The 14,344-nt window shown below is 67.7% G+C and carries 13 protein-coding genes; 9 read left to right on the top strand and 4 right to left on the bottom strand.

All coding sequences use genetic code 11. The features are described 5' to 3' along the window. Positions 1-69: 69 nt before the first annotated feature. The 7 genes from NC4_RS06350 to NC4_RS06320 are packed head-to-tail and all read left to right on the top strand — an operon-like array spanning position 70 to position 8,506. Positions 70-1,122, top strand: a complete 1,053-nt coding sequence (locus tag NC4_RS06350; protein WP_067533649.1) for a 3-oxoacyl-ACP synthase III family protein — start codon at positions 70-72, stop codon at positions 1,120-1,122. A gap of 8 nt (positions 1,123-1,130) precedes the next feature. Continuing rightward, positions 1,131-2,036: a beta-ketoacyl-[acyl-carrier-protein] synthase family protein gene (locus NC4_RS06345; RefSeq protein WP_067533646.1), complete on the top strand. Its 906-nt coding sequence runs from the start codon at positions 1,131-1,133 to the stop codon at positions 2,034-2,036. After that, positions 2,033-3,850, top strand: coding sequence for a fatty acid CoA ligase family protein (locus tag NC4_RS06340; protein WP_157554322.1), 1,818 nt, complete (start codon positions 2,033-2,035; stop codon positions 3,848-3,850). The genes NC4_RS06345 and NC4_RS06340 overlap by 4 nt, the downstream gene beginning before the upstream one ends. Then, positions 3,847-4,122 carry a hypothetical protein gene (locus NC4_RS06335; protein WP_067533642.1) on the top strand — a complete coding sequence of 92 codons (276 nt, stop codon included), beginning with the start codon at positions 3,847-3,849 and terminating at the stop codon, positions 4,120-4,122. Before NC4_RS06340 ends, NC4_RS06335 begins: the two co-directional genes overlap by 4 nt. After that, entirely contained in the window at positions 4,119-5,162 is a 1,044-nt protein-coding gene (locus NC4_RS06330) for an NAD-dependent epimerase/dehydratase family protein (protein WP_084528589.1), read from the top strand. Before NC4_RS06335 ends, NC4_RS06330 begins: the two co-directional genes overlap by 4 nt. A 27-nt stretch (positions 5,163-5,189) precedes the next feature. Beyond that, the gene (locus tag NC4_RS06325; RefSeq protein WP_067533636.1) at positions 5,190-6,368 is read left to right on the top strand and encodes a peptide synthetase; all 1,179 of its coding nucleotides are present in this window, start codon (positions 5,190-5,192) and stop codon (positions 6,366-6,368) included. A gap of 8 nt (positions 6,369-6,376) precedes the next feature. Continuing rightward, positions 6,377-8,506: an MMPL family transporter gene (locus tag NC4_RS06320; protein WP_067533633.1), complete on the top strand. Its 2,130-nt coding sequence runs from the start codon at positions 6,377-6,379 to the stop codon at positions 8,504-8,506. Here NC4_RS06320 and rsmI read toward each other — a convergent pair. Next, on the bottom strand, positions 8,470-9,306 hold the full coding sequence (gene rsmI, locus NC4_RS06315) for a 16S rRNA (cytidine(1402)-2'-O)-methyltransferase (protein WP_067533889.1): 837 nt from the start codon (positions 9,304-9,306) through the stop codon (positions 8,470-8,472). The two genes, NC4_RS06320 and rsmI, sit on opposite strands and share 37 nt — an antisense overlap. Positions 9,307-9,521: 215 nt before the next feature. On the opposite strand from rsmI, the gene NC4_RS06310 reads away from it, so the two are divergent. Further along, positions 9,522-11,129, top strand: coding sequence for a dolichyl-phosphate-mannose--protein mannosyltransferase (locus NC4_RS06310; RefSeq protein ID WP_084528587.1), 1,608 nt, complete (start codon positions 9,522-9,524; stop codon positions 11,127-11,129). A gap of 1 nt (position 11,130) precedes the next feature. Here NC4_RS06310 and NC4_RS06305 read toward each other — a convergent pair whose 3' ends face one another. Continuing rightward, positions 11,131-11,505, bottom strand: a complete 375-nt coding sequence (locus NC4_RS06305) for a GntR family transcriptional regulator (RefSeq protein ID WP_067533630.1) — start codon at positions 11,503-11,505, stop codon at positions 11,131-11,133. Between the two features lie 6 nt (positions 11,506-11,511). Beyond that, positions 11,512-12,741 (bottom strand): arginine deiminase, encoded by a 1,230-nt coding sequence (arcA, locus tag NC4_RS06300; protein WP_067533627.1) that lies wholly within the window; start codon positions 12,739-12,741, stop codon positions 11,512-11,514. A gap of 75 nt (positions 12,742-12,816) precedes the next feature. Between arcA and soxR the strand changes: the two genes are divergently transcribed. Next, positions 12,817-13,341, top strand: a complete 525-nt coding sequence (gene soxR / locus NC4_RS06295; protein ID WP_067533624.1) for a redox-sensitive transcriptional activator SoxR — start codon at positions 12,817-12,819, stop codon at positions 13,339-13,341. Positions 13,342-13,463: 122 nt separating this feature from the next. Here the strand turns inward: soxR and NC4_RS06290 are convergent, their stop codons facing one another. Further along, the gene (locus NC4_RS06290; protein WP_067533621.1) at positions 13,464-14,318 is read right to left on the bottom strand and encodes an SDR family oxidoreductase; all 855 of its coding nucleotides are present in this window, start codon (positions 14,316-14,318) and stop codon (positions 13,464-13,466) included. Between the last annotated feature and the right edge of the window lie 26 nt (positions 14,319-14,344).

Below are 14,344 nucleotides of genomic sequence, written 5' to 3'. Positions count from 1 at the left end.
AGTTACCGTCGGGTAGCCTCATCACATCACCGTTTCGGATTGCATTTCTTCGCCCTTTCAGGAGTTCCTGTGCTGCATTCTCGATTCGAGGCGATCGGCGCCTATCTACCGCCGAAACGCGTCACCACCGAAGAGCTCGTATCGCAATTGAAGGAGACACCGGGCTTCGATCTCGAAAAGATCACGGGCGTCAAGGAACGCCGCTTCCGTGACACCTCCCCGGAGAACACCGAAGACCCCTTCACCCTGGCCCTCAATGCCGTCGAGGACTGTCTTTCCAGGTCACAGCACTCGGCCGCCGATCTGGACGTGATCATCTCCACCTCGATCACGCGCAGCAAGGAGGGCACCAAGATGTATATGGAGCCCTCGTTCGCGGGCTCCATCGCAAAGGACATCGGCGCTCGCACGGATGTCATTCATTTCGATCTGTCGAATGCCTGCGCCGGAATGCTCACCGGAACCTACATTCTCGATCGCATGATTCGCTCGGGTGCGGTTCGCCGCGGAATTGTCGTCTCCGGCGAGGCGATCACTCCCATTGCGGAAACCGCCGTCGAGGAAATTTCCGAAAAGTACGATCTGCAATTCGCCTCGCTCACCGTCGGCGATTCCGGCGCGGCCGTGGTGCTGGATCAGGCCGTCGACGACAACGACAAGATCCACTACATCGAGCTGACCACCGCCTCGGAGTACTCGCACCTGTGCCTCGGCATGCCCAGCGACAAATCGCAGAGCGTGGCGCTGTACACCGACAACCGGAAGATGCACAACGAGTCGCGCTTCCTGCTGTGGACCGATACGCAGGGCGGCTACCTGGACAAGCAGGGCACCACTTTCGCCGACGAGCAGTTCGACTACATGATTCACCACCAGTTCGGCGCGGGCGCCATCCCGTTCATCAACGCCATTGCCCAGCGCGAGTTCGGCGTACCCATGCCGCCGGATCTGAATGTCATCGAGAAGTACGGAAACACTTCCACCACTTCGCATTTCATTGTCCTGCACGACCAGTTGAGCCAGCAGGCCATTCCGTCGGGGTCCAAGGTCCTGATGGTCCCCGCCGCCTCCGGCGTCGTCGCGGGATTCCTGTCCACCACGATTTCGTCGCTGAAGGTCTGAGGTCTGCCATGGGCGTGCGCATCAAATCCACCGGAACCAGCCGGGCCGAGGACACTTTCAGCATTGTCGAGCACAGCGCCGCGGCGGCGCGGCAGGCCATGGAGCGGGCCGGGGTCCGCCCCGATCAGGTCGGCGTGCTGATCAATGCGGGCATCTTCCGCGACTCCAATACCGTGGAACCCGCTGTCTCGGCGCTGATTCAGAAGGCGGCCGGAATCGGCCTGGACTACGAGAAGAACGATCCGCGATCGTTCTCCTTCGATCTCATGAACGCCGGGGTCGGCGTGCTCAATGCGGTGCAGGTGGCGCAGTCCATCCTGGAGACCGGGAGCGCCGGGCACGTGCTGGTCGTCTCCGGCGACACCCATCCGTCGACCAAGCGGGCCGCCGCCGATGCCGAATTCCCCTATGCCACTGCGGGCGCCACGCTGCTGCTGGAGCGCACCGCGGATGCGGAGGGCTTCGGCCGGGTGCACACCGCGACCGAGTCCGGATCGCCCGCCATCGAGTCCTATGTCGATGTCGCGACCATGGGCTCGAACGGCCGTGAACTCATGACCGTTGTCCGCGAACCCGATGCCGAGGACCGCCTGCTGGCCCTGGCCGCCGATGTGGCGCGGCAGGCGCTGGCCGAGGCCGACCTGGTCGGCACCGCGCTCATCGCCTCCACCGTGACGCCCGGCTTCCCGCAGCGCCTGGCGTCCGAACTCGGTATCGCGGCGAGCTCGGTGCGGACTCCCGATCTGTCGCAAGGCGATCCGCACACCGCATCGCTGTCGCTGGCCTACGACCGCGCGGCGGCCGATGATTCGCTGCGCGAGTTCACCCGGGTGCTGTTCGTGGCGGCCGGTGCGGGCCCCTCGGCCGCGGCCGTGCTCTACCAGCTGCCCGCCCCGGTGGGTGCCACGGCGTGACGACCGCGACCTATTGGCAGGCCATCGACCGCTTCCGCGCGGTCGTGGCCGCCGATCCGGACCGCGAGGCGGTGATCTTCCCCTCCGGAATCGCCGCCTCCGGCCTGCCGGACTACCGGCACCTCACCTATCGGGAACTCGACGACTGGTCCGACACCATCGCGCTGCGGCTCACCGCGGCCGGTGTCGGGCGCGGCACCCGCACCGTCGTGCTGGTGCTACCGAGCCCGGAGCTGTACGCGATCATGCTGGGGCTGTTGAAGATCGGCGCGGTGCCGGTGGTCATCGATCCCGGTATGGGCCTGCGCAAGATGCTCAACTGCCTGCGCGCCGCGAATGCCGAAGCCTTCATCGGCATTCCGCAGGCGCATGCGGCACGGGTGTTGTTCCGCAACTACTTCCGCAAGGTGCGGGTGGCGATCACCGTCGGCCCGCGCTGGTTCTGGGGTGGGCCGACCCTGCAGAGCTGGGGCGCACCGGACTCGGTGCGCTCCGGTGGAGCGGCCGATCGCGTCCGCGAGCACGTGAGCCCGAAAATGGCGGCGCGCCTGGACGAATTGTTCACCACCCTGGAGGGCGCGCGGCGCGCCGCCACCGCGGTCACCGATCCCGGCTTCGATGCCGGATCCCTGGCCGCGCGCGTGCCCGCGCCCACCGACGAGGTGCTGCTCATCGCATTCACCACGGGCAGTACCGGTCCGGCCAAGGCCGTGGAGATGACACACGGAAACCTCTCGGCCATGGTCGATCAGGCGCATGCGGCCCGCGGCCGGGTCGACCCCGGCACCTCGCTGATCACCCTGCCGCTGGTGGGCATTCTGGATATGCTGCTCGGCTCGCGCTGCGTGCTGCCGCCGCTGATTCCGAGCCAGGTGGGCTCCACCGAACCGGCGCACGTGGTGGATGCCGTCAACCGGTTCGGGGTGCGGACCATGTTCGCCTCCCCGGCCGTGCTGATTCCGCTGCTGCGGCATCTGGAGCGGCACAAGACGACGGTGCCCACGCTGCACAGCATCTACTCCGGCGGAGCGCCGGTGCCCGATTGGTGCATTGCCGAGCTGCGCGAGGTGCTGCCCGCCGACGCCGAGATGCACGCCGGATACGGCTCCACCGAGGCGCTGCCCATGTCGACCATCGAATCCCGGGAACTCCTGGACGGTCTGGTCGAGCGCGCGCACCGCGGGGACGGCACCTGCATCGGCCGCCCCGCCGAGGGGGTGCGGGCACGGCTCGTCGCCATTACCGATGAACCCATCCCGACCTGGGCCGAGGCCGAGGCGCGGGCCGCCGAACTGGCGACCACCCGCGGGATCGGCGAACTCGTGGTCGCGGGACCGAATGTGAGCACCCGCTACTACTGGCCCCAGCAGGCCAATGCGGCGGGCAAGATCGCCGACGGGGAAGCGATCTGGCATCGCACCGGCGATCTGGCGTGGATCGACGACGAGGGCCGGATCTGGTTCTGCGGCCGCAAGAGTCAGCGCGTGCAGACCGCGGACGGGCCCATGTTCAGCGTGCAGGTCGAGCAGGTCTTCAACACCCTGCCCGGGATGGCGCGGACCGCGCTGGTCGGGGTCGGCCCGCGCGGCGCGCAGCGGCCCGTGCTGTGCGTCGAAGCCGAGCCGGGCGCGGACCAGGTGATCATTGCGCTCCGATTACGGACGCGGGCAGCCGAATTCGATATCACCGCCAAGATCTCGGAGTTCCTGTTCCATCCGAAGTTCCCGGTCGACATCCGACACAATGCCAAGATCGGCCGCGAACAGCTCGCGGCCTGGTCGGCACAACAGCTCGGAGAGGACATACCACGATGAAAACCACTGCACTGCGCGCGGTTCCGGTGCTCGGCTGGCTCTACCTGGCCGTCGGACTACTGCTGGCGCTGTCCGGGCGCGCACCCGCCAATCGGCTGCTGCGCGCGGCCTTCTGGATCGACGCGTTCCTGAGCATCGTCGTGCACGCGGCGCAGATCCGGCCCGCGCTGCGCGCGGCGCGCGAGCAGGGCAGTGACCGCTCGGCATTGGAGACCGCGGTCATGACTCAGATTTTCGGGCTCACCTGGTGGAAGACGCAGGAGGCGGCGTGAAGGCGCTGGTTACCGGCGCATCCGGATTCCTGGGCGGGGCCATCGTGCGCCGCCTGGTCCGCGAGGGCGACTACGAGGTGGCGATTCTGGTGCGGCCCACCAGCAATCTGCGCGATCTCGCCGATGTGATCGATCGGGTGGAGGTGCGGCACGGCGATCTCACCGATCTGGCGTCGCTGGTGAACGCCACCAAGGGCGTGGACGTGGTCTTCCACAGCGCCGCCCGGGTGGACGAGCGCGGCACCCGCGCGCAGTTCGTTGCCGAGAACTTCACGGCCACCCAGCGTTTGCTGCGGGCCGCGCGCGACAACGGGGCGCGGCGCTTCGTCTTCATCTCCAGCCCCAGCGCCATGATGGACCGCTTCGGCGGCGATCAGATCGATATCGACGAGTCGGTGCCCTACCCGCATCACTATCTCAACTTCTACTCGGAGACCAAGGCCGCCGCGGAGCGGTTCGTCCTGGACTCCAACACAGCGGAATTCACCACCTGCGCGCTGCGGCCGCGGACGATCTGGGGTGCGGGCGATCGGTCCGGGCCCATTGTGCGGCTGCTCAGCCGCGCCGCCGCGGGCTCACTGCCGGATGTGTCGTTCGGCAAGGACGTGTACGCCTCGCTGTGCCATGTCGAGAACATCGCCGAGGCGTGCGTGCTGGCTGCCGCGTCCGAGAAGGTCGGCGTTAAGGCGTATTTCGTCGCCGATGCCGAGAAGACGAATGTGTGGGGCTTCCTCGGCGAGGTGGCGGCCGGGCTGGGCTACGAGAAGCCGTCCCGGCAGCCGAATCCGCGGGTGCTGCATGCCGTGGTGGAGATTATCGAAACCGTCTGGCGCATCCCGTATATCGCCACCCGTTTCTCGCCGCCGCTGTCGCGATATGTCGTGGCCTTGATGACGCGCACGGCCACCTACGACACCGGGGCTGCCACACGGGATTTCGGTTATCAGCCGATCGTGGACCGCGATCGCGGCCTGGCCGAGTTCCTGGCCTGGCTCGAAACCCAAGGCGGCGTCGTCGAATTGACCAAGAACGTGCGGTAATCGCACAACGATCAGTTAGAGGCAGGCATGAGCACCTTCCGGCGCCCGATCTCCCCGACCGAACTCATCTACTTCCCGATGCGGGAGCTGGCTCCGCCGTTCCTCATGCAGCTGGTCGTCGAGGGTGCGGGCGATCTGGCGCCGGATGAGCTGGGGCGTGCGATAGCCATTGCCTCCGAGGCCAATCCGGGTGCACGGCTGGTGCGGGACGGCAAGTTCTGGGTGGACAGCGGCGTCGCGCCCGCCGTCCGCGCGGTCGAGCACACGCTGCGCGATCCCGAGTTGGAAGCCGATCCGGTGCTGACCACCCCCATCGGGCCGACCCCGGAATCGACCGTCGAGGTGCTGCTGCTCACGGGCGGGCCGACCACCATCGTGTTCCGCGTCTTCCACGGCGTTATGGACGGTATGGGCATGATCATGTGGGTGACCGACGTGTTCCGGGCGCTGCGCGGCCTGGAACCGATCGGCGCGGCCGATCCCATTGCCGATGCCGAACTGGTCGCCAAGGTCGGTGCGCCCGGCCGCCCCACCCTCATGCAACCGCGCTTCCGCTCCGCCGTCGGCCACGGCCCGCAGGATCCGGGTGAACACCGGCATCTGCTGCGCCACCGCACCATTCACGCCACCGGCCCCGGCGCCATGGTGCGCGTGGCCGCCATCCTGGCCGATGAGGGCGGGCCGGTCTCGCGCATCATGATTCCCGTCGACCTGCGCCGCCACGATCCGGAGCTGCGCTCCACCGGCAATCTCGCGCTCCCGCTGTTCCTCGACGCCCGCCCCGGCGTCACCTGGCGGCAACTCAACGCCGACAAGAAGATCGGTTTGCGGGAACGCCGCGAACTCAACCATATGGACAACAGCGGCCTCACCAAACTCCCGCCCGCCGTCGGCCGCACCCTATTGCGCGGCCTCGACTGGGCGGGCTCGCGGCTGGGCCGGAATCTGGCCTCCGCCACCGTTTCCCATATGGGCCGCTACGACCTGGACGAGCTCGCGAGCCCCCATTTCGCCCCCACCTCGATCTACATCCTGCCGCAGCACAGCGTCGCCATGCCGCTGCTGTTCGGCATGACCGAATGCGGCGGCCGCACCGAACTGACGGTCTCGGCGCGCAGCGGCCGCGGCATTCCGGCACGTTTGGACGCGCTGCTGGATCGCATTGTGAAAACCCTGGAAACCGAACTACCTCAATCGGATTCATAGGAATCGTCATGACGTTCTGGGCACGGGTGGTCGTCGCACGACCGAAGACGATCCTGGCCGCGGCCGTACTGTTCGCCCTGGCCTGCGGCCTGTTCGCGACCGGCCTGGCCGATAATGTGAGCGCCGCCGGATTCACCGATCCGGGCGCCGAATCGAGCCGGGTCGACGCCTGGGTCACCGAGCGGCTCGGCCCGCAGAATCCGGACGTCATCGCCATCTACACCGCGCCGGACGGCCAATCGCTCGCCGATATCGGCCCGCGCGTCCAGCAGGGTATCGACCGCATCGATCCGGCCCTGCTGCAGCGCCCCGTCGAAAGCTATTGGAACAGTTCACGACAGCAGTACCTGCGCTCCGCCGACGGCCGACAGGCCGTGGCCGTGGTCTTCGCCGCCGGGGACGACAACCATCGCATTGCCGTCTACCCCGAAATCGCGGCCGCCCTGCGTATCGGCGGCATCGACACCCGGCTCACCGGCTACAGCGCGCTCGCCGATGCCATCAGCGACCAGTCACGCCAGGATTTGATCGTCGCCGAATCCATCTCGATTCCATTGACCGCCATAGTCCTGGTCCTGGTCTTCGGCGGCGTGGTGGCGGCGTCCCTCCCGGTTCTCGTCGGCACCTTCGCCGTCGTCGGCGCCCTGGGCGCGGTCGGCCTGATCGCCCGCTTCACCGAGGTCAGCATCTTCGCCGTCAATGTGGTCTCGCTGCTCGGCCTCGGATTGGCCATCGACTACGGCCTTTTCATTGTCGGCCGCTTCCGTGAGGAGCTCGCCGAAGGCCGCTCGGTGCCCGAAGCCATCGCCCGCACCCTGTCCACGGCGGGCCGCACCGTCCTGTTCTCGGCACTGCTGCTCATGTGCGCCTTCGCGGGCACTTTCGTTTTCCCCCAAGCGGTCCTGCGGTCCGTGGGCTTCGGCGCCATCGCCGCCGTCGGCCTGGCCGCCGCCCTGTCGATCACCGCACTCCCCGCCGTCCTGACCCTGCTCGGCCCCCGCATCGCCGCATGGAGTTGGCGCGCAGACGCTTTCGAGCGCTCCGAACTCCGCGCCCAGCGCTTCTGGGGCCGCGTGGTGACCGCCGTCATGCGCCGCCCCGGCACGGTGGCGATCGCCGTGGGCGCCCTCCTGCTCCTCCTGGCGGCCCCGCTGACCAGCGTCCGCCTCGGCGATATCGACCACACCGCCCTCCCCGCGGGCAGCGAAACCCGTACGGCCGTAGAGGAATTGGCCGCCAAATTCCCCGCCGCCAACAGCGGCGCCACCGTCCTGGTGGAAGCCGTGAACGGCGAACCACCCCAACCGTCCGCCATCGGCACGGCCCTCCGCGAACTGGGCGCCGTCCCCGGCGTCCGCCAGGCCACCCACCTCGGCACCCGCGACAACACCGCCATAATCCACCTGGCCCTGGCCGCCCCCGACCGCTTCCCCGCCGCCCAGGAAACCATCCGCCACATCCGCGATCTCCCCCTCGACGCCATCACTCTCCGAGTGGGCGGCGAAAGCGCCGCCACCGTCGACAGCGTCACCGCCGTCCTGGCCAAACTCCCCCTGATGCTCGTGGTCATGGTCGCCGTAACCCTGCTGATGCTCTCCCTGGCCTTCCGCTCCATAGTCCTGCCCCTCAAAGCAGTCCTCATGGCCTTCCTCAGCCTCGCAGCCACTTTCGGCATCCTCACCTGGATCTTCGACCAGGGCCACCTATCCGACCTGGTAGGCGTGAGCGTAGGCCCCCTCTCCGGCGGGATGATGGTCCTCATAATCGCCGTCGTCTTCGGCCTCTCCACCGACTACGAAGTCTTCCTGCTCTCCCGCATGGTCGAAGCCCACGAATCCGGCGCCGACACCGAACAATCCGTCCACACCGGCACAGTCCAAACCGCCCGCGTAATAACCGCCGCCGCAGCCCTCCTGGTCCTCATAACCGGCGCCTTCACCCTCTCCCCTCTCACCCCCATGCGCTTCCTGGGCCTCGGCATGGTCATAGCCCTGATAATCGACGCCACCCTCGTCCGCATGCTCCTGGTCCCCGCCCTGGTCAAACTCATGGGCCCGGCCAACTGGTGGACCCCAGGACCCACGCGGCAGGAAGTTCGAGTTCAGTCGGCGGAGCGGGCGGCCAGTACCGCTTCGTAGAGTTCCTTGCGGGAGGCGCCGGTGGAAGTTGCTACTTCGGCGCAGGCGTCCTTGAGGCGGAGACCGGCGGCGGCCAGGGCCTCGACGCGGTCTACCAGGGAGGTGGGGTCGGCAGTGACGCGTTGGGAGCCTTCCAGGACAACGGTGATTTCGCCGCGGGCGCCCTCGATGGCCCAGGCCGCCAGTTCGGCGAGGGTGCCGCGCACCACTTCCTCGTAGGTTTTCGTGAGTTCGCGGCAGACTGCGGCGCGGCGGTCGGGGCCGAGGACTTCGACGGCGTCGGCGAGGCAGTCGGCGAGGCGGTGCGGGGCTTCGAAGAAGGCGATGGCGCGGGGTTCGGTGGTCAGGGTGCGGAGCCATTCCTTGCGCTGGCCGGACTTGCGCGGGGCGAATCCGTCGAAGCAGAAGCGCTCGACCGGGAGACCGGACAGGGCGAGGGCGGTGGTCACCGCGGAGGGGCCGGGAAGACAGGTGATGGGCAGGTCGCGCTCCACACAGGCGGCAACCATGCGGTACCCCGGATCGCTGACCGAGGGCATCCCGGCATCGGTGACCAGCAGGACCGTCCGCCCGGATTCGATCTCCTCCAGCAGCATCGGAATCCGAGCGTTCTCCACATGGTCATAGAAGCTCACCACGCGCCCCGTGATCTCAACCTCCAGCGCCTTCGCCAGCGCCCGCGTCCGCCGAGTGTCCTCCGCCGCCACCACATCAGCCGTAGCGAGCGCAACCCGCAACCGCCGCGAAGCATCCCCCACATCCCCCATAGGCGTAGCCGCCAACACCAGCCGTCCACCCACACCGCTCATTCCACTCCCATCCACACCCCCACCGCCCGCCCAGCATACGACCGCCCCACCCCACCCCTCCCACAGGTTCACACCCCCTACCGCCGGTCCACACCCCCAACTGGCTACCAATATCGGGTGTGGACCAGCGACAACGGGTGTGAACCTGAGCTTTGTCGATCAGGCGGAGGCGGAAGTGGGGGGCGGGGGCACCTAGGATCGTGGGCGTGACCCAGGTGAGCGAGGTGCGGGCGGCAGTTCCGGTGGAGAACGGGCCGGTTCAATCCAGTCCCGCGCCGCTGCGGCCCTCGCCCGATTTCGGACCCACTGACTGGGCTCGGGGCTGGGCGGTCACGCTGTTCCTGACCGCGATCGCGGCGCTGACCCGGTTCCTCATGCTGGGCTATCCGACGGATGCCAAGACGCCGGTCTTCGATGAGAAGCATTACGCGCCGCAGGGCTGGCAGGTGCTCACCAATGGGGGCGTGGAGGACAATCCGGCGTACGGGCTGGTGGTGCATCCACCGGTCGGCAAGCAGATGATCGCGCTGAGCGAGGCGATTTTCGGCTACACGCCGTGGGGCTGGCGGTTCGCCTCGGCGGTCTGCGGAACGCTCATGGTGCTCTTGGTGATTCGCATTGTGCGGCGCATGTCGCGGTCCACGCTGATCGGCGCGTTCGCGGGCATTCTGCTCATCTGCGACGGGCTCACCTTCGTCTCGTCGCGGCTGGGGATGCTGGATATCTTCCAGGCGTTCTTCGTGGTCGCGGCCTTCGGGTGCCTCATTGTCGATCGCGACGAGATGCGCATGCGCATGGCGCAGGTCGATGCCGAAGGCCGTGTGGACGACAGTGAATTCGGCCCGCGGTTCGGGGTGCGCTGGTGGCGGTTCGGGGCGGGCGTCATGCTCGGGCTGGCGTGCGGGACGAAATGGTCCGGCATCTACTGGGTGGTCGCCTTCGCCGCATTGAGCCTGGCCTTCGATCTGGCGGCGCGGCGCGGCTACCGGATGCGGCGGCCGTGGGCGGGCGCCGCGATTCGTGATCTCGGGCCCACCGTCTATGCGCTGGTGGCGGTTCCGCTGCTGGTGTACCTCGGCTCCTGGTGGGCCTGGTTCGCCTCCGAGAGCGGATACGACCGGTACGCGGTCGGGGTGCGGGTGGGCCGCGACGGCGCGTTCTCCTGGTTGCCGGACGCATTCCGGTCGCTGTGGTTCTACGGGGGTGAGGTGCTCACCTTCCACGAGGGCCTCACCAATTCGGCGGGCAATCATCATCCGTGGGAGTCCAAGCCGTGGACCTGGCCGATGGGTCTGCGGCCGATGCTCTACTACTACGCCGACACCAATGTGACCGGTTGCGGGCAGTCGCAGTGCGTGAAGGCCGTGATGGCGATCGGCACCCCCGCCATCTGGTGGCTGGCGTTCCCGGTGCTGGGCTGGGCGATCTGGCGCAGTTTCGTGCGCCGGGACTGGCGATACGCCGCGGTGCTGGTCGGCTACGCGGCCGGACTGCTGCCGTGGTTCCTGTCGCTGGATCGGCAGATGTACTTCTTCTACGCGGTGCCGCTGGCGCCCTTCCTGGTAATGGCCGTCGCGCTGGTGCTCGGCGATGTGCTCGGGCACGCGCCGCCGAGCGGGCGGCGACTATCGGGTATGCCGGACTGGCAACACCTTTCGCCGCCGAGTGAACGACAAGGGCTGGGGCTGTTGCTGGTCTGCCTCTACCTCGCGCTGGTGATCGCCAATTACATCTGGCTGTGGCCCATCCTGACCGCCATGCCCATTACGCCCGGCAGCTGGCACGAGCACCTGTGGCTGCCGAGCTGGCGATAGCTCAGGGCACGGAACGGGTTTCGCCCAGGGCCGCGCGCAGATAGCGCAGCGCGGCCTCGTCGTCGAGTCCCAACCGGCGAATGACCGCGACGTATTCGGTGGCGGCGCGACCCGCCACATCGCGGGTGGGATCGCCCGAGGAGACGATGAAAGAGCCCAACCGGCCGCGGGTTTCGAGCACGCCGTCCTGTTCGAGTTCGCGGTAGGCCCGGGCGACCGTATTCGGGGCGAGTTTGAGCTGGGCGGCGAGGGCGCGCACGGTGGGTATCTTCGTGCCCGCCGCCAATTCACCGGAGCGGACCCGGGCGACTATGCCCTGCCGCAGCTGCTCGTACGGCGGGACCGTCGAGTGGTGGTCAACCGGGATGTCCAGCATGGCTTTTCACACCTCGTCACGCGACAGCGGGCAGGACATGCAGCGCGGGCCGCCCCGGCCGGAACCCAATTCGGAGCCGGGGATGGGCAGGACTTCGATTCCGGCGTCGGCGAGCCGCGCATTGGTCATTTCATTGCGTTCGTAGGCGACGACCACGCCCGGCGCGACCGCGAGGGTGTTGTTGCCGTCGTCCCACTGCTCGCGTTCGGCGGTGACGCCGTCCAGGCCCGTATCGATGACCCGCAGCTTGCCGATGCCCATGGCCTTGGCCGCGGCGGGCAGGAACGGATCCGGACCCTCCATGGTCACCGTGGCGTCGCCCTCCTTGCGAATGGTGAACGCGCACAGCGAATCCTGAATCGCCGGATACATCACCACCGCATCGGTGTCGACCATGGTGCACACGGTGTCGAGGTGCATGGTGGCGCGGTTCTGGGCGATCGGCACGGCCAGCACGGTGTGCGCCAGATCGTCCTCGAACAGGCTGCGCGCCAAGGCTTCCGCGCCCGCCGGGGTGGTGCGCTCGCCCACGCCGACCGCCACCACGCCCTTGGCAAGCAGCAGGACGTCGCCGCCTTCGATCGGCGCGGTATGCGATTCGTAGGCGCGGCGGACGTTCAGCAAGCGCGGGTGGAAGGCGTAGATGAGATCGGTGAGCGAGGTCTCCCGCATACGGGCGCGCAGGGCCAGGGAGGTGATGGCCACCCGCGGGCCGACCCAGAACGAGGAGTCGCGGGTGAACAGCAGATTCGGCAGGGGGTCGATGACGAAGTCGTGGCCGTGATGCATGCGCACGACCAGCGAGTGATGATCGGGGCCGAAGGGTAGCTCGTCGAAGGTCATACCGGACATAAGGATCTGCGCCAGTTCCGGTGCGGGGACGGTGCACAGGTGTGCGGCGAGTTCGTCGGCGAGGGCGTGCCCGAGGCGGCGGGCGTCCACGGCGCCGGAGATGCCCTGTATGCGGGCGGCTCCGCTGACCTTGATGGTCTCGGTCAGCAGATCCGCCAGCAGCAACACCTCCACCCCCCGCTCCCGCAACACACTGGCGAAGATGTCGTGTTCCTGCTGTGCCCGTTCCACCCAGGGGATGCCGTCGAACAGCAACTGGTCGTTATTGCGCGGGGTGAGCCGACGCAGTTCGTCACCGGGCCGGTGCAGCAGCACCGTGCGCAATGTACCGACCTCCGAGGTCACGGAAAACGGTCGCGCCTGGGGCGCAGCCTTGGTTCCCATATCCTGACGGTAGTTCCCCGCGGCAAAGATGGCATGCAATTCGCGGCGGCGAAAAACCTCGACTAGTGTTGAGGTATGCAGACCGCATCCTGGCAGGCGAAGGAGCTGACACCGGGCCAGCTGGCACAACGTGCGGGAGTTTCGGTGTCCGCCTTGCATTTCTATGAACGTGAGGGGTTGATCACAGCCCGCCGAACCAGCGGCAACCAGCGCCGCTACCCGCGGGAAACCCTGCGCCGGGTGGCATTCATCCGCATCTCACAGCGTGTCGGGATTCCGCTCAACGATATCCGCGAGGCCCTCGACAACCTCCCCGACGGCCGCACCCCCACCCGCCGCGACTGGGAGACCCTGTCCACCGCCTGGCGCAGCGAGCTCGACGACCGCATCGAGCAACTGGTCCGCCTCCGCGACAACCTCACCGGCTGCATCGGCTGCGGCTGCCTCTCCCTGGGCACCTGCAAGATCGTCAACGCCCACGACCACCTCGGCGACGAAGGCCCGGGCGCCCGCGTCCTGGACACCCACGCCGCCGAAACCTGCACGAAGTCCCCGATGGACGTGTGCATGCCCACCGGACAGCAGGCCGACTCCGCCTAGCCGAGACCCGCCGCGAGCCAGCCCGAAATTCCGGGGTTTCGGGGGACCGCCCCTGAGAGTGGCACCAACCCCGAAGTCCCGGGGTTTCAGGGGCTTGCCCCTGAGAGTTACGAGAGTTGTTTCTACCTCTGCTCTTTCGGCAGGAAGGTGGTGAACAGGTCGTTGGCGCGGGCCATGGCGAACTCGTAGGGCCAGGCGAACTTTCGGGCCCACCAGTAGCCGAAGCGGATGTCGAACTGGGTGTGGATGAGGTAGGTGCCCTTCTCCACGCCGGTGAGGATGGAGTCTGCCACCGCCTCCGGCTTCTTCGCGTGGCGGCGGAATCGCTTGATCCAGGCCTGGATTCGCGGGTCGTCGCGGTCCGCGCCGACAATGTCGACCGTCTGCACCAGCGGGGTGTCGACCGCGCCGGGCACCACCAGGTGAACCTTGATGTCGTGGCGGGCCAGATCGAAGCGGAGCACCTCCGATACGCCGCGCAGGCCGAATTTGCTGGCGCTGTAGGCCGCATGCCAGGGGAAGGCCAGCAGGCCCGCCGCCGAGGAGACGTTCACCAGCGCGCCGCCGCGCTTGGCTTCGATCATGGGCGGCACGAAGTTCTCGATGATATGGATGGGCCCCATCAGATTCACGTCCACCATGCGCTTCCAGTGCCGGTGCTCGAGATTCTCGACCGTGCCCCAGGTGGAGATCCCGGCGATGTTCATGACGACATCGACCGAGCCGAGCTGTTCGTGCACCTGTTTGGCGAAGGCGGTGACGGCGTCGTAATCGCTGACATCGAGCGCCTCGGCGACGTCGACGACTCCGCCTGCGGCGCGGACGGATTCGACGGTCTCCTCGAGGCCCTCCGCATTCACATCGGTGAGGACCAGATGCGCGCCCTTGCGCGCGGCGGCCAGGGCGGTCGCGCGGCCGATACCGCTCGCCGCACCGGTGATCAGGGTTTTCTTACCGCTCAGGCTTCGTTTGGCCACGCGAATCCATCCTCGAATCGACAGCT

This window comes from Nocardia crassostreae (genome assembly GCF_001613405.1).
Taxonomy (GTDB): Bacteria; Actinomycetota; Actinomycetes; order Mycobacteriales; family Mycobacteriaceae; genus Nocardia; species Nocardia crassostreae.
Note: the sequence above shows the minus strand (reverse complement) of the source record. Positions and strands in the feature narration are given on the sequence as shown.